At 57.2% G+C, this 15,421-nt stretch carries 15 protein-coding genes and 4 tRNA genes; 4 read left to right on the top strand and 15 right to left on the bottom strand.

Annotated features, from left to right (window positions below; translation table 11 throughout):
• Positions 1–3: 3 nt before the first annotated feature.
• The 3 genes from coaE to E7002_RS03615 all read right to left on the bottom strand — a co-directional run bounded on the left by coaE (position 4) and on the right by E7002_RS03615 (position 3,458).
• Positions 4–609, bottom strand: a complete 606-nt coding sequence (gene coaE / locus E7002_RS03625) for a dephospho-CoA kinase (protein ID WP_303727527.1) — start codon at positions 607–609, stop codon at positions 4–6.
• A 170-nt stretch (positions 610–779) separates the two neighbouring features.
• Positions 780–2,003: a 30S ribosomal protein S1 gene (gene rpsA / locus E7002_RS03620; protein ID WP_303727526.1), complete on the bottom strand. Its 1,224-nt coding sequence runs from the start codon at positions 2,001–2,003 to the stop codon at positions 780–782.
• 252 nt (positions 2,004–2,255) lie between these two features.
• Positions 2,256–3,458 carry a nucleoid-associated protein gene (locus E7002_RS03615; protein ID WP_303727525.1) on the bottom strand — a complete coding sequence of 401 codons (1,203 nt, stop codon included), beginning with the start codon at positions 3,456–3,458 and terminating at the stop codon, positions 2,256–2,258.
• A 206-nt stretch (positions 3,459–3,664) separates the two neighbouring features.
• On the opposite strand from E7002_RS03615, the gene E7002_RS03610 reads away from it, so the two are divergent.
• The gene (locus tag E7002_RS03610; RefSeq protein WP_303727524.1) at positions 3,665–5,044 is read left to right on the top strand and encodes a sodium:proton antiporter; all 1,380 of its coding nucleotides are present in this window, start codon (positions 3,665–3,667) and stop codon (positions 5,042–5,044) included.
• A 167-nt stretch (positions 5,045–5,211) separates the two neighbouring features.
• Here E7002_RS03610 and E7002_RS03605 read toward each other — a convergent pair whose 3' ends face one another.
• Together E7002_RS03605 and E7002_RS03600 are read right to left on the bottom strand one after the other, a co-directional pair.
• Positions 5,212–5,550, bottom strand: a complete 339-nt coding sequence (locus tag E7002_RS03605) for a P-II family nitrogen regulator (RefSeq protein ID WP_066663192.1) — start codon at positions 5,548–5,550, stop codon at positions 5,212–5,214.
• Between the two features lie 18 nt (positions 5,551–5,568).
• On the bottom strand, positions 5,569–6,888 hold the full coding sequence (locus E7002_RS03600; RefSeq protein WP_303727523.1) for an ammonium transporter: 1,320 nt from the start codon (positions 6,886–6,888) through the stop codon (positions 5,569–5,571).
• A 171-nt stretch (positions 6,889–7,059) separates the two neighbouring features.
• On the opposite strand from E7002_RS03600, the gene E7002_RS03595 reads away from it, so the two are divergent.
• Positions 7,060–7,635 carry a GNAT family N-acetyltransferase gene (locus E7002_RS03595; protein WP_303727522.1) on the top strand — a complete coding sequence of 192 codons (576 nt, stop codon included), beginning with the start codon at positions 7,060–7,062 and terminating at the stop codon, positions 7,633–7,635.
• A 126-nt stretch (positions 7,636–7,761) separates the two neighbouring features.
• Here E7002_RS03595 and rplA read toward each other — a convergent pair whose 3' ends face one another.
• The 10 genes from rplA to E7002_RS03545 all read right to left on the bottom strand — a co-directional run bounded on the left by rplA (position 7,762) and on the right by E7002_RS03545 (position 12,164).
• Positions 7,762–8,472, bottom strand: coding sequence for a 50S ribosomal protein L1 (rplA, locus tag E7002_RS03590; protein WP_303727521.1), 711 nt, complete (start codon positions 8,470–8,472; stop codon positions 7,762–7,764).
• Positions 8,473–8,561: 89 nt separating this feature from the next.
• Entirely contained in the window at positions 8,562–9,053 is a 492-nt protein-coding gene (rplK, locus tag E7002_RS03585) for a 50S ribosomal protein L11 (protein WP_303727520.1), read from the bottom strand.
• Between the two features lie 146 nt (positions 9,054–9,199).
• Complete coding sequence (nusG, locus tag E7002_RS03580; protein ID WP_066663207.1) at positions 9,200–9,730, bottom strand: transcription termination/antitermination protein NusG; 531 nt, start codon at positions 9,728–9,730, stop codon at positions 9,200–9,202.
• A gap of 3 nt (positions 9,731–9,733) precedes the next feature.
• The gene (gene secE / locus E7002_RS03575) at positions 9,734–10,156 is read right to left on the bottom strand and encodes a preprotein translocase subunit SecE (RefSeq protein WP_066663209.1); all 423 of its coding nucleotides are present in this window, start codon (positions 10,154–10,156) and stop codon (positions 9,734–9,736) included.
• 91 nt (positions 10,157–10,247) lie between these two features.
• Positions 10,248–10,323, bottom strand: a tRNA-Trp gene (locus E7002_RS03570).
• A gap of 14 nt (positions 10,324–10,337) precedes the next feature.
• Positions 10,338–10,487: a 50S ribosomal protein L33 gene (gene rpmG / locus E7002_RS03565; RefSeq protein WP_066663211.1), complete on the bottom strand. Its 150-nt coding sequence runs from the start codon at positions 10,485–10,487 to the stop codon at positions 10,338–10,340.
• Positions 10,488–10,596: 109 nt separating this feature from the next.
• Positions 10,597–11,799, bottom strand: a complete 1,203-nt coding sequence (gene tuf, locus E7002_RS03560) for an elongation factor Tu (protein WP_303727519.1) — start codon at positions 11,797–11,799, stop codon at positions 10,597–10,599.
• Positions 11,800–11,882: 83 nt separating this feature from the next.
• Positions 11,883–11,959: transfer RNA gene (locus E7002_RS03555), tRNA-Met, on the bottom strand.
• 39 nt (positions 11,960–11,998) lie between these two features.
• Positions 11,999–12,074: transfer RNA gene (locus E7002_RS03550), tRNA-Thr, on the bottom strand.
• 5 nt (positions 12,075–12,079) lie between these two features.
• Positions 12,080–12,164: transfer RNA gene (locus E7002_RS03545), tRNA-Tyr, on the bottom strand.
• 271 nt (positions 12,165–12,435) lie between these two features.
• Here E7002_RS03545 and E7002_RS03540 point away from each other — a divergent pair.
• Positions 12,436–14,064, top strand: coding sequence for a sodium/proline symporter (locus E7002_RS03540; RefSeq protein ID WP_303727518.1), 1,629 nt, complete (start codon positions 12,436–12,438; stop codon positions 14,062–14,064).
• A 77-nt stretch (positions 14,065–14,141) separates the two neighbouring features.
• Positions 14,142–15,413, top strand: coding sequence for an aminotransferase class I/II-fold pyridoxal phosphate-dependent enzyme (locus E7002_RS03535; protein ID WP_303727517.1), 1,272 nt, complete (start codon positions 14,142–14,144; stop codon positions 15,411–15,413).
• The last annotated feature ends 8 nt before the right edge of the window (positions 15,414–15,421 follow it).

The following is a 15,421-nucleotide window of genomic DNA, read 5'->3' as shown; positions in this document are numbered from 1 at the left end:
ACGCTACTTGCCCGCTATATCCTGCCAGACAAGTTCGACCTGGTCTTCCAGCTGGTCAATCGTCCCCTTGTTGCTAATGACGTAGTCGGCCCACAGGGCACGCTGCGCATCGCTCACCTGCCTGGCGATGCGGCGACGCACATCGTCTTCAGCAAAGCCCTTCGCCACAGCACGCTGCACGCGTACGCGCGTAGGCGACGTAACGGCGATAACACCCACGCTATTGCGAACAAGCGGGGCGAACGTGCCTTCGGGGCCATCGTAGGCGGAAATCTCGATAACTGCGAGTTCGCAGCCCTCTTGCTCCAGACGGTCCAACTGGGCCTGAGCCACCTTGAGCAAACGAGGCTGAGTGATGGCGTTCAACTGAATGGTCTTGGCCTGCGTAACGAAAGCGCGGGCTGCCAGTTCGGAACGTACGATGGCGCCATTCTCGTCGAGAATCTCAGGACCGAACGTATCGGCAAGCTGACTGATTACTTCGGGATCGAGAAGCGTTTCATGGCCGCATTCGTCGAGGTCAACACGCTTAGCACCACGTTCAAGTAGCATATGGGATACGGTTGATTTGCCCGAACCGATGCCGCCGATGAGAATGCATGTTTTCATCTTCTCGCCCCTTTCGCCTTCTTCTGTCTTCAGCATCATGGTACCACCGAACCTCGTTGCCAATCCATTGAAATGACCAGGAAAAAGGCCGTGTTTCAATGCATACGCGCATGCAAAAAGAAACCCCCGCGTATGAACGCGGGGGTTTCGAAGCTTATGCTAGCTTGTTGCTATTCAGCAGCCTGCTCGGAAGCCTCTTCGCGGGCGGCACGCTCAGCAGCGCGCTTCGCCTGGCGAGCAGCCTTCTCTTCCAGGGCAGCCGGATCGGGCTCGGCAACTTCGATTTCGATGCCCAGCTCTTCGGCAGCGGCCTTCATGGAGAGGCTGATACGACGACGGTCGGTGTTCACTTCCAGAACCTTGACCTTTACCTCGTCGCCCGCATGCACAACCTGCGTGGGGGTCTCGATGTGCTTGTTGGACATCTCGGAGATGTGAACCAGACCCTCGACGTTGGGGCCAAGCTCGACGAATGCGCCGAACGGAACCGTCTTGGTGACCTTACCGTCGATGATGCTGCCAGCGGGGTAGTTCTCAACCAGCTTGATCCAGGGATCTTCCTTCGTCTGCTTGAGACCCAGGGAGATGCGCTCACGCTGCAGATCGACGTCGAGAACCTCGACCTCGACCTCTTCGCCAACCTTGACGACTTCGCTGGGATGGTTGACATGGCTCCAAGAAAGCTCGGAGATGTGAACCAGACCGTCGATACCACCGAGGTCGACGAATGCGCCGAAGTCGACGATGGAGGAAACGGTGCCCTTCAGGCGCATGCCCTTGGACAGACGGGACAGAATCTCAGCACGCTCGTTCTTGCGGCCCTCTTCAAGCAGCACGCGACGGGACAGAACAACGTTGTTGCGGTTGCGGTCCATTTCGATGACGCGAGCTTCCAGGCTGGTGCCCAGGTACATGTCGAGATCCTTCACGCGGCGAAGGTCGACCAGGGAAGCGGGCAGGAAGCCACGCAGGCCGATGTCGAGGATGAGACCACCCTTGACGACTTCGATAACCTCGCCGGTAACCGTCTCGCCAGCCTTGAACTTCTCTTCGACGGAGATCCAAGCGCGCTCGTACTCGGCACGCTTCTTGGAAAGGATCAGGCGACCGTCCTTGTCTTCCTTCTGGAGAACGAGGGCTTCGATCTTGTCGCCCATGTTCACGATGTCGGAAGGATCGGCGTCCTTGCGGATGGACAGCTCGCGGGAGGGAATGACGCCCTCGCTCTTGAATCCGATGTCGACCAGCACTTCGTCATGCTCGATCTTGACCACGGTGCCGTCGACCAGATCGCCTTCGTCAAAGTCGGTCAACGTGCCATCGATCATCGCGTTCATCTGCTCGTCGGAGATGTCCTCGAAATCGATAACGGTCGGGTTCTTGATTTCGGTCAAAATGGACCCCTTTCATAATTACGGGGACCCTTCGTCATGATTGCGTGCTCTGTACCATGTTCACGGCACCGCTCTGCGGCGACAGGCAAAACATGTCTCGGGGGCCAATATTACCTGCTTGATGACTACTGTCACCTAAGCCGTGCTATTGTAGCACAGCGAACGCGGGGCGTACCCGCGAATTATTCAAGTGGAAACGTTCCACACGCGCCCTACACCACTAACAGGAAATGCCAGTTCGCAACGGCGCAATTAGCGGTTCTCGATATGCAGAATATTCTTCAGGCCAATCGAAATCGTTCCGTCCGATTCGCTCGTGAACGTAATGTACTCGGGGTTCTGGCCGTATTCGGCGGGGAACGTCACCTCAATACCCGTATCGGTGCGAATCTTGTGCCGACGCACCACGCGCTGAGCGGCCTCGCGCTCGATGGGCACGTGCTCGGGTATCTCCTGCGCAGCCGCCGCCTGCTCGAATCGCGTACGCGCCGGCGAGTCCTCGAACACTGCCTCGGCCATCTGGTCCAAGTCGATCTCGTCCTCGTCGGATACGTTTTCCGAAACGTATGCCTTCGCACGAGACAGGGCGACGGTGGGGTTCTCGCCATATTCGTCTGCCACTGCCTCGACGATCTCGGTCACCGCGGCAATGGTCTCCCTGCTCGAGGCCTGCTGCGTGCATTGCAGCAGCTTATCGGGGATGAGCAGGCAGTCCTCCCCCGCAATGTTGCGCTTCTTGTCCACGAACTGCACCGCAAGCGAACGCAGGTCCACGAGCGCATACGAAGCGAGCTTCTGCGACGGGTTGGGGAGCACCGCGTGATGTCGGGCGATGCTGTTGAACTCGCCCTCGTCGTCGTAGCGCGTCTCATGCACGTATGCTTGCTTGCTGTCGAGCAAGATGATGGCAAAGTAGCGAGGCAGCGGGCCCGAAAAGCCCGTGGCATGGTCGAACGCCCGCTGGGCGACGGTATCCGCAACAGGGTCGGGGTCAAACGGGCACTCCTCCGCTTCGGAGGCATTGGCTTCCTGGCCCGGCTCTTCCCCTTCGTCCGTCTCGTTTTCCATCTCCTGCAGCTCGGCCTCCGCGGCTGCCTCGCGAGCGGCCTTCGCGGCGCGCTTCAGCTCGGTATCGTCTTCGAAGTCCACGATGAGAATGTCGGTGGAGATAGGCTTTTCGGAATGGCCCAGTTCGGCGGAGATGAATTCGGCGATCTCCGTGGAAAGGCTCACGAATGTGGAGGTATCGCTGAAATAATTGCGCAATTCGGTGGCAAAGCCGCTGCCCTCCACGAACGAGCCGCGCTTGTTGTCCAGATTGCCCAACGCCTTGCGTACGTGACGCATCACGTAGTTCTTCGCGGTCTTGTCAGACAAGTCGATCTCGCGCGGGGAAAAGATGCTCTCGCACGCAGTGAAATCGCAGATATGCAAAATGGCGTGATTGATTCTCATGCTTACACCTGAAGTATTCGGCGTGCCAGCGGGGCACGGTAATTGCAACCCGCCTAGAATATCAGAGCGGCAGCACGCACGTACGCCCCAAACTAACAAAGCACAGAGTTAGTGCGGTTGCGCGATATCGGCATCATTCCTAAAATAGAAAAGATAAACACGTGTGCAATACGGCACGTCAGACGCGAAAAGAATAGGTTGGTTATATGGATATCGGAGCGTCTTTGCCCTTGTGGAGCATCATCCCGTTCGTGGGAATGCTTCTCTCTATCGCCATCTTCCCCCTGGTTAAACCCGAATGGTGGGAAAAGAACGAGCTCACTGTAGCACTGTTCTGGTCGGCGATTTTTCTCGTCCCCTTTATTGCGGTATACGGCTTCGGCGTAGCAGCCGAATCCCTCTCGGAAACAATTCTGGGAGACTACGTGCCGTTCATCGTGCTGCTCTTGGGACTCTTCACGGTTGCCGGCGGCATCCACGTAAAGGGCACCATCGTGGGCACCACGAAGAACAACGTCATCATGCTGGCACTCGGCACGCTCATCGCAAGCTGGGTGGGCACCACGGGCGCGGCCATGCTGCTCATTCGTCCCGTCCTGCGCGCCAACCTATGGCGTCGCCACAAGGCTCACATCGTCGTGTTCTTCATCTTCCTGGTGGCGAACATTGGCGGCTGCCTTACGCCCCTGGGCGATCCCCCGCTGTTCCTGGGCTACCTGCGCGGCATTCCCTTCTTCTGGACGTTCCAGCACATCTGGGTCGTCCTGCTGTTCAACACGGTCATCATGCTCGTGGCGTTTGCCCTCATCGATCGCCACTTCATCAAGAAGGAAGGCAAGGAAGGCCTGGAAGCCCTGAAACTCGAGGACGAAGCCGACGAGCGCACTCCCATCCACATCGAGGGCTGGCATAACTTCTTCTTCCTGGCGCTCATCATTCTTGCGGTCATTTTGAACGGCACCATCCCCCAGATGGAAATGTTCATCGACCCTGCTACGGGCGCAACGTACGGCATCGACGTCGAAGGCGTGCATATCGGCGTCGACTACGTCGTGCAGATCGTGCTCATCCTGGCTGCCATGGCCGGCTCCTGGTTCACCACCAGCCACCAGCTTCGCGCCGACAACAAGTTCGAGTGGGCTCCCATCGCCGAAGTTGCCAAGCTGTTCATCGGCATCTTCATCACGATGATTCCCGCACTCGCCCTGCTGCGCACCAATGGCAGCTCCCTGGGCATCGACAGCCCACTGGCGTTCTTCTGGTCCACGGGCATGCTCTCGTCGTTCCTGGACAACTCGCCCACCTACGTGGTGTTCCTTACCACGGCAGGTGCCATTGGCTCCAACGCCGCAAACGCCGTAGCCACGACGGTCGGCTCCGTCGACCCGCGCATCCTGCTCGCCATTTCCGCTGGTGCCGTATTCATGGGTGCCAACACCTACATTGGCAATGCACCCAACTTCATGGTGAAGAACATCGCCGAGAAAGCTGGCGTAAAGATGCCCAGCTTCTTCCATTACATGGGATGGTCGGCAGCAATCCTCATACCGCTGTTCATCCTCGATAGCATCGTGTTCTTCCTCTAGGCGCAACGACAGAAAAGAACAATCGAACCCCCTGCGATTCACATGAGTCGCAGGGGGTTCGTACGTACGGCCTCTTTTCAGTGCAGCTGGGAGCGGGAACAATCCCTCCTGCCCACCTAGCCAACCGCGCCTGAAGGGCCATGGGATGGAAACGAGTCCAGGGAGGACTACAGGGCGCTGCTCCCCCGCTCCCCCGTGCGAATGCGCACAACCTCTTCGCAGGGGAACACGAATATCTTGCCATCGCCCACCTTGCCGGTATGTGCCACGTCGAGAATGATTTCGATGATGCCATCCACCTCATCATCGACGCAGATGATTTCGAACTTCACCTTCGGAACCATATTCAGCAGCACTTCCGTGCCGCGATAGTATTCCTTCCAGCCATGCTGATTGCCACAGCCCTGCACCTGGCTAATGGTCATTCCGCTGACCTTCGCATCGAACAGCGCTTCCTTTACCGCTTCCAGTCGTTCGGGACGGACGACCGCCGTGATCTTCTTCATATTCCTCACGCCTTTCCGCTAGTCAAGACCAACAAATGCCGGGTAGGCAGATTCGCCATGCTGGATAACGTCCATGCCCAGCCCTTCATCATGCTCGCTCACGCGCAGAGAGCCGCCAAACAGTGCCTTCACGACAAGGGCGATGACAAGGCTTCCAACCGCCACGAAGGCAACGGTTACGAGGATGCCCAGCACCTGCGCGAACAGGAGGCTTGGATCACCCGTGTAGAGCAGGCCGCCGTTCTCGGTCCAGGAGAGCTCGGGTACGCAGAAGATGCCGGTAAGCACGCCACCCACGATGCCGCCTACGGTGTGGCAGCCAAACGCATCTAGGGCGTCGTCGTAGCCAAGCTTTGCTTTCATGCGTGAGATGGCCAGATAGCAAATGGGCGAAACTATGAGGCCCATGAACACGGCTGCGAGGGGCTCCACGAAGCCCGCTGCGGGCGTAATGACGACCAAACCGGCAACTAGTCCCGTCGCACCACCCGTGAGCGTGCACTTCCCCGTAAGGATGCGCTCGAAGCCAATCCAGGACAACGAAGCCGCCGCAGAAGCCGCCACCGTGTTCAGCAGCGCCAGCCCCGCAGTGCCGTTATCGGCGAAGGCAGAGCCCGCGTTGAAGCCGAACCAGCCAAACCACAGCAGCGTGGCACCCAGGAACACGAACGGAACGTTGTGAGGGCGGTAGCTCAGCATGCCAAACCCGCGGCGCTTACCCAGAAGAATGCAGAGCACCAGGCCCGTAAGACCCGAGGAGATGTGCACGACATCGCCGCCCGCGAAGTCGAGTGCACCGATCATGTCGCCGATGAAGCTACCATCCCCGCCCCACACCATATGGGCAAGCGGAGCGTAAATAAGCACGACCCAGATGGTACAGAACGCCATGACGGCGCCCACCTTCATGCGCCCCGCCACGGCACCGGTGATGATAGCCGTGGTGATCATGGCGAAGGCCATCTGAAACACGATATTGATAATCGCGGGATACGAGGCAGACGCCGTTGCATCGACCGTAGCTTCGCCGGTGAGAGCCGAGAATGCCGTAGCCGTCCCGCTTGCCTCCGCAAGCATATCCTGCACCGCGGTTACACAGCCGAGCTGGTCGAAGCCACCGAAGAACGGAATAGAACCATCGCCGCCGTAGGCGAACGACCAGCCGCAGATCACCCAAACGACACCCACGATGCCAATGGCAGCCAACGACATGAACATGGTGTTGATGACATTCTTGCGACGTGACAATCCACCGTAGAAAAAGGCAAGACCCGGGGTCATGAGCAAGACGAGCATGGCGCTCACCAGCATGAACCCAGAAGAACCTGTATCAAGCATATTTACTCCTTCCACTTTTCTCTAACGTCTGTCATAATCCCATCCGTTAGAAGTGAAGAAGGCGAGCAAACGGTTTATTAACCTGCGAGTTCGCATCTGGTAACACGATGGAAGCATCGTCGTTACGCACTGGAAACAAGCACGCAGACGCACGAAGGAGATGATTACCACATGGCATTGGAGTTTCGCGCTGTAACCGAAAACGACATCGAGGAATTGGCTCGCGTAGCACATGAAATCTGGCATGACTACTGGCCTCCCATCATCGGCCAAGCACAGACCGATTATATGGTTAATACGCTGCAGAGCGTTCCGGCGCTGAAAAAGGCGATTCTCGAAGATGGCTACCAGTATTGGCTTCTGGTAGACGAAGATGGCATTGCTGGTTACACGGGTTGCGACATCGAGCGGATGACAGGCGACGAGACTCACGACAAGCCGTTCCATCATAGCCCCGTCGTAGACGCCACATGGAAGCACCGTCTGTTCATCAGCAAGATCTACCTGTACCCGCGTGCACGTGGCAAGCACTACGCCAGTCGCGTAATCGAGTTCTATGAGCAGCTCTGCCAAGACGAGAATCTGCCCGTCATGTACCTCATGGTCAACCGACGCAACGAGCTTGGGCTGCGCGCCTACAAGGGTCGCGGCTTCCAGATCATGGAAGAAACCGATGCGGATATTGGCGAGGGCTTCTACATGATTGACTACATCATGGCGAAGGAAGTCGCCCAGGCTTCCGTCTAGAGCGAATACAACACGCTTACGCATGTAGGGGCGCCGATATTGTCGGCGCCCCTTTTGTATACCCAGACAACAAAAAGGGCCGAGGCAAAAGCCCCGACCCTAATGCGGTTTATGCTGAAAGTAATGTTATTCAGCCGCAGTGTAATCACGCTGAACGGCGGAATCGACGGGAACCGCAGAACCCATCGTGGACACAACCGTGATGGACTTCACGTACTTGCCCTTGGCGGCAGCAGGCTTCATGCGCAGGATCTCGTCGTACACAACGCCGTAGTTCTCTGCGAGCTGCTCAGCGGAGAAGCTTGCCTTACCGATGATGACATGGCAGATGCCGAAGCGGTCGGCGCGATACTCAACGCGGCCACCCTTGAGTTCCTTAACGGCCTTGGCAACGTCGTTGGTAACCGTGCCCAGCTTGGGGTTCGGCATAAGACCACGCGTACCAAGGATACGGCCCAGACGACCTACCTTGGGCATCTGGTCGGGGGTAGCAACGGTGGCGTCGAAGTTGATGTTGCCAGCCTGGATGTCGGCAACCAGGTCGTCGGAACCAACGATGTCGGCACCGGCTTCCTCGGCAGCACGGGCAGCTTCGCCCTCGGCGAATACGGCAACGCGAACCGTCTTGCCGCTGCCGTTGGGCAGGCTTACGGTGCCGCGGAGCTGCTGATCGGCCTGACGGGTGTCGATGCTCAGACGGAAGTGAGCCTCAACGGTCTCGTCAAAGTTCGCGGTAGCGATTTCCTTCACGAGGTTCATAGCCGCCAGAGGAGCGTACAGCTTACCCTCTTCGATCTTCTCGGCAGCAGCCTTCTGCTTCTTGGTGAGTTTAGCCATTTCTAAATCCTTCCGTGGTATTGTCGAGCGCCTGGGCTCTCCCACTGTTTACAACCGCTTACGCGGATAACAACCTAAATCTCAGAGTGTTAGTTCTGAGCGTCGAGAAGAGCCTGAAGCTTACGCGTAGCAACGTAGCTCTTCTTCGGAGCGCGACCCTCGATGGTAACGCCCATGGAACGAGCGGTGCCAGCCACGATCTCCATAGCGGCATCGATGTCGTTGGCGTTCAGGTCGGGCAGCTTGATCTCGGCGATTTCGCGCAGCTGATCGAGAGAGAGCTCGCCGACCTTCTTGAGCTGCGGAATGCCGGAACCGCTCTTGAGGCCCAGCTTTTCCTTGATGAGCACAGCTGCCGGAGGCGTCTTGCACACGAAGGTGAAGGACTTGTCCTCGTAGACCGTGATCTCAACGGGGATGATGGTACCGGACTGTTCCTGCGTCTGAGCGTTGAACGCCTGGCAGAACTGCATGATGTTAACGCCCTGGGCACCCAGTGCCGGGCCTACCGGAGGCGCAGGATTGGCAGCGCCAGCCGGGATTTGCAGCTTTACAAAGCCCGTAACTTTCTTATCAGCCATTGTAAAAGCTTCCTTTCAGCTGAAGTCTTTACCTAATAGTTCATATCAACAAACGCTCGAACATGAGAAGCCCCTGTCCACGAGGGCACGCTCTAGCGTATTGTCTTTTCCCTGTTCAACCGCCCTGAACAAAGGCGGCCATACGCCTAAATGCGGGAAACCTGGTTGAAGGTGAGTTCCACCGGGGTCTCGCGACCAAAGATGGAAACCAGAACCTTGACCTTGTTGGATTCAGGCGATACTTCAGAAACGACACCGTCGAACTCGGCCAGAGGACCGTCGACGACCTTCACGGTCTGCCCCACTTCCAGATCGGTGGAAGTCTTGCGGGGAGCCTCGTGAGAAGTGCGCTTCATGATCTTGTTGTACTCTTCGCGCGTAAGCGGAGCGGGCGTCTGCTGACTACCCACGAAACCCGTTACGCCAGGAGTGTTGCGGACTGCAGCCCAGCTGCGGTCGTCGAGCTCCATGCGAACAAGCACATAACCCGGGAAGACCTTCTTCTCGGATTCAACGCGGCGTCCACCTTCTTTGATTTCGGTGACCGTCTCCATGGGAATCTCGATGGCGAAGACATTGTTCTCCAGGCCCATCGTCTCGATGCGAAGCTCGAGATTCTGCTTGACCTTGTTCTCATACCCAGAATAGGTATGAAGAACGTACCACTTCTTAGCCATGTTCTACGCTCCCAGAGACGAAATTGCCACAAGCAGGGGCGTTACGATCCAGTTGTCGAGAATGAAAACGTACACGCCAAAAAAGACCAGCGCACCCACGACAACCCCGCTCCAGCGGAGTACGTCCTGGCGCGTAGGCCACGTAACGCGCTTCATTTCAGCGCGAACGCCAGCGAAGAACCCATCTTTTTTGGGAGCCTTCGCGGGCTTCTTTTCGGAAGACTTCGAAGCAGCTTCAGAAGCCTGCTTCGTGCTCTTCTCTTCTGAGGAACGAGATGAACGCTTGAAAAGACCCTTCTTCTCTTCAGAAGAGGCTTCCTGCGTCGAATCTTCGGCCGCAACTTGCGCGTTCTGCTCGACATCCGCCTTGCGCGCTGCACGACGGGCAGAAGCTTTAGCGCGTTGCGTCTTTGATTTCTTAGCCATCTTTACCCTTCAAAGTCTGTAATTTTGCAGACCATATTCAACTTCTTATAACGCCAAACAAGCAGCCTGTTAAAGCTGCTCGTAAACAAGCTGGCAGGCCAGGAAGGACTCGAACCCTCAACTTTCGGTTTTGGAGACCGACGCTCTACCAATTGAACTACTGGCCTATTATGCACATCCTCTAACGAGTTTCCTTATGCAACGTGTGATGTCCACACCACTTGCAATATTTCTTCAACTCGATGCGATCGGGAGTGGTCTGCTTGTTCTTCTTGGTCGTATAGTTACGGCGCTTGCACTCGGTGCAGGCCAGGGTGACCAACGTACGCATCTACTTTACTCCTTATGTTCACATTGCTATGACTTGAAACTGCACAGATAAGTTAAGCGTGGAAGAGAGGGCCCACAAGCGTGAGCCCTCTCCATTAACCTCATTGAAGTTATTTGATGATTTCGGTTACGCGACCGGAACCAACCGTGCGGCCACCTTCGCGGATAGCGAACTTGAGGCCCTCTTCCATGGCGACCGGGTGAATGAGCTCGCCCTTGATCTCCACGTTATCGCCCGGCATAACCATTTCGGTGCCCTCGGGCAGGTGAGCAACACCAGTGATGTCGGTGGTGCGGAAGTAGAACTGCGGACGATAGCCATCGAAGAACGGGGTGTGACGGCCGCCCTCTTCCTTGGTCAGAACGTAAATCTGGCCCTTGAACTCGGTGTGCGGGGTAACGCTACCGGGCTTGCAGAGAACCTGGCCACGGACAACGTCTTCACGCTTCACGCCACGGAGCAGAGCGCCGATGTTGTCGCCAGCCTCAGCCTCGTCGAGCAGCTTGCGGAACATCTCAACACCCGTGCAGGTGGTCTTGGCGGTGTCGCGGATGCCGACGATTTCCAGTTCGTCGCCAACCTTCAGCTGACCGCGCTCAACACGACCGGTAACAACCGTGCCACGACCGGTGATGGTCATAACGTCTTCGATAGCCATCAGGAAGGGCTTGTCGGTATCGCGTTCGGGCGTCGGGATGTAGGAGTCGACAGCGTCCATGAGCTCCCAGATCTTCTCCTGGTAGGCAGGGTCGCCTTCCAGAGCCTTGAGAGCAGAACCACGAATGATCGGGGTGTCGTCTCCGGGGAACTCATAGGAGTTCAGCAGTTCGCGAACTTCCATCTCAACGAGCTCGAGCAGCTCTTCGTCGTCGACCATGTCGCACTTGTTCAGGAAGACCACGATGTAGGGCACGCCTACCTGACGGGCGAGCAGGATGTGCTCGCGGGTCTGGGCCATGGGGCCGTCGGTAGCAGCGATAACCAGGATAGCGCCGTCCATCTGGGCAGCACCGGTGATCATGTTCTTGACGTAGTCGGCGTGGCCGGGGCAGTCAACGTGAGCGTAGTGACGCTTGTCCGTCTCGTACTCGATGTGAGCAATGGAGATGGTAATGCCGCGCTCGCGCTCTTCAGGAGCCTTGTCGATGTCTTCGAAGGCCGTGAAGTCAGCATGAGCGGTGCCGTGAGACCCGTCGTTCATGGACAGGGTCTTGGAGATGGCAGCGGTGAGCGTGGTCTTGCCATGGTCAACGTGACCGATGGTGCCGATGTTTACATGCGGCTTAGTACGCTCGAACTTTTCCTTAGCCATGAAATCCTCCTTCAATGAGAACGCCCCTACTGGGGCGTTTTATGAGCTAAAAATAAAGACTGCGTAAGCAGTAGAAGTATCTATGGTAGCGGTGACTGGATTCGAACCAGTGACGCCACGGGTATGAACCGTGTGCTCTAACCAACTGAGCTACACCGCCAGATGCAAAAGAGAACGATGTTCTCGATAAAGCAATAGATGGAGCCCGCGACCGGATTTGAACCGGTGACCTCTTCGTTACCAACGAAGTGCTCTACCTACTGAGCTACACGGGCAAAGATGGTGGGCGCGCTAGGATTCGAACCTAGGTAGGCAGAGCCAACGGGTTTACAGCCCGTCCCCATTAACCACTCGGGCACACGCCCATCTTTCGCTTAACTTGTGCAATTTTCAAGCTGCGGCTCGTTTTTCGGTTTCACCCGAAGCGCGAGCAGATGGAATAATACGCTAGCTCCGAAGTCGTGTCAACAGCTTACACGCCCCCGGGTGTATCTCCACGATTCCTCCGTTTACCCGCAACATGTGCCCACGTCATCATATATATGTAAGGCATTTTTACGTTGCTCTATAATGTAATGCCATGTGTTGGGAAGTGAAATTCGTAAACGATTTCATACATATATATAAGTAAGGGGAATGATGGAAAACTCGGACAGCCTTGTTGTCGTAGCGATACTTATTTATTTTATCGCCGTACTCACCATTGGCTTCATTTACGCCAAGCGATCGAATTCTTCGGCATCGGAATACTTCCTGGGCGGCAGGAAAGTCGGCCCCTGGTTCACCGCCCTCTCCGCCGAGGCAAGCGATATGTCGGGCTATCTGCTCATGGGTCTCCCCGGTCTGGCCTTCTTTACGGGCGCGGGCGAAGCTGGCTGGACGGCAGTGGGTCTTGCCATCGGAACGTATCTCAATTGGCGATTCGTAGCCAAGCGCCTACGCCGTTATTCTGTTGTGGCCAATGATTCCATCACGCTCCCCGGCTTCTATTCGAACCGCTTCCATGACTCCAAGAACATCGTGGGCACTATCGCTGCCGTTATCATCCTTTTGTTCTTCTGCGTGTACACGGGTAGCTGCTTCGTAACGTGCGGCAAGCTCTTCCACACCCTCTTCGGTTGGGATTATTCCGTCATGATGGTATTTGGCGCGCTCATCGTGTTCTTGTACACCATGGTGGGTGGTTACCTCTCCGTTGTAGCCACCGACTTCGTACAGGGCTGCCTCATGTTCTTCGCGCTCCTGGTCGTCGTCATTGGCTCCATCGCCATGGCCGGCGGCGTGCAAGCAACCGCAGCCTTCCTTTCCGATATCCCCGGATTCCTTTCCGCCACCTCGGTGGCCACTCCCCTGCTCGACGAGTCGGGCGCGCAGATGGCCATGGACGGCACTCCCCTCTTCGACGATCCCACACCCTTTGGCGTCCTCACCATCATCTCCACGCTCTCCTGGGGCCTGGGCTACTTCGGCATGCCGCAGGTGCTCGTGCGCTTCCTGGGCATCCGCAGCGAAGAAGAGGTAAAGCAATCGCGCATCATCGCCGTTGTATGGGTGGTCATCAGCATGCTGGCCGCCGTGCTCATTGGCCTTATCGGCCGAAAGGCACTCCCCATGCTTCTGGGCGGCGCCGTTACCAGTTCCTCGGCCGAAAGCATCTTCATCATGCTCTCGCAGGTCATGCTGCCGGCATTCATGTGCGGCATCGTGGTTTCGGGCATTCTGGCGGCATCCATGTCGTCGGCCTCTTCCTACCTGCTCATTACGGGCTCTTCGGTTGCCGAGAACATCTTCCGCGGTATCTTCAAGAAGAACGCCACCGACGAGCAGGTGCTCATCGTCTCGCGCATCACGCTTACCGTCGTGCTGCTCTTCGGCATCCTGGTAGCTTGGAACGAAGACTCGGTCATCTTCACGGTCGTGTCCTATGCATGGGCTGGCCTGGGCGCTTCGTTTGGCCCGCTCACGCTGTTCTCTCTGTACTGGAAGCGCACTACCAAGCAGGGAGCCATCGCCGGCATGCTCACGGGCGCTGCCACGGTGCTCATCTGGCACAACTTCGTCAAGCCACTTGGCGGCGTTTTCGGCATCTACGAGCTGCTACCCGCGTTCCTGCTTAGCTGCCTGGCCATCTACGTAGTGTCGAAACTCACCCCCACTCCCAGCCAGGGGATTCTCGCCGACTTCGACCGCTACGAGAATCACGACGTCAGCAAAGAACGGAATATGGAAGTCGTGCTAGAAGACGGCATGACGCTGAACGATTAAAACCACGCGGTATATCATCTTGGGGACGTCAAAGGGCGTCCCCTTTTTATAAGGCAACACGGAAGAAGGAACCGACCATGTCATACGCCGACCTCAGCTCAGCAGAATGCAGCACGTTGCTCGACGAACAGAAGCGCGCATACGCCGCGTGGAAAGCAAAGGATCTCTCGCTGAACATGGCGCGTGGTAAGCCCTCTTCCGCCCAGCTCGACCTGAGCGCCCCCATGCTCGACGTACTCAACGCCGAATCTGATCTGAAGGCCGCCGACGGCACCGATTGTCGCAACTACGGCGTAGGCGTGGGCATTCGCGAAGCGCGCGAACTCATGGCAACCATGCTCGACGACGAGGCCGACCGCGTTATCGTGGGCGGCGAATCGAGCCTGAACCTCATGTACGATGCCATTGCCCGCAACTGGGCATTTGGCACGCAAGGCTGCACCCCTTGGGGCAAGCTTGATACCGTGAAGTGGATTTGCCCCGTTCCTGGCTACGATCGCCATTTCTCGATTACCGAGCTCTTCGGCATCGAAATGATCAACGTGCCGCTGAACGAAGACGGTCCCGACATGGATGCCGTCGAACAGCTCGCCGCCGACGAAAGCGTCAAGGGCATTTGGTGCGTGCCCACCTACTCCAACCCCTCGGGCTGCACGTACTCCGACGAAGTTGTCGAGCGCTTGGCCAATATGAAGGCAGCCGATGACTTCCGCATCTTCTGGGATAACGCCTACTGCGTACATCATCTTTCTTCCAACCCGGCAGAGCAGGAACACGTTGCCGACATCGCACGCGCATGTGCTGCCGCTGGCAACCCCAACCGTGCTTACAAGTTTGCCAGCACCAGCAAGATTACCTTCCCGGGTGCGGGCATTGCGGCAATGGCATCAAGCGAAGCGAACATCGCCGAGATCACCAAGCTCATGAACGTGCAAATCATCGGCCACGACAAGCTAAACCAGCTTCGTCACGTGCGCTTCCTGCGCGACGCCGAAGGCATTGCCGAGCATATGGCAAAGCATGCCGCATTGCTGCGCCCGAAGTTCGACCTGGTAGAAGAAACGCTCAGCCGCGAACTGGAAGGCACGGGCTGCACGTGGACGCATCCGCGCGGTGGCTACTTCGTAACGTTCACCGGGCCGCAGGGTACCGCTAAGCGCATCGTTGAACTCGCACGCGAAGCGGGCGTCACCCTCACGGGAGCTGGCGCACCCTTCCCCTATCACAAGGATCCCTCGGATGCGGTGATTCGCATTGCGCCTTCCCTACCCCCTGTTGAAGAACTTGCACAGGCGCTTGAAGTGTTCTGCTGCTGCGTCAAGATTGCTGCGCTTGAGAAGCTAGTGTAATCCGCTAA

The sequence above is a fragment of the Denitrobacterium detoxificans genome (genome assembly GCF_015062615.1).
Lineage (GTDB): Bacteria > Actinomycetota > Coriobacteriia > Coriobacteriales > Eggerthellaceae > Denitrobacterium > Denitrobacterium detoxificans_A.
This window is presented reverse-complemented; position numbering and strand designations above follow the sequence as displayed.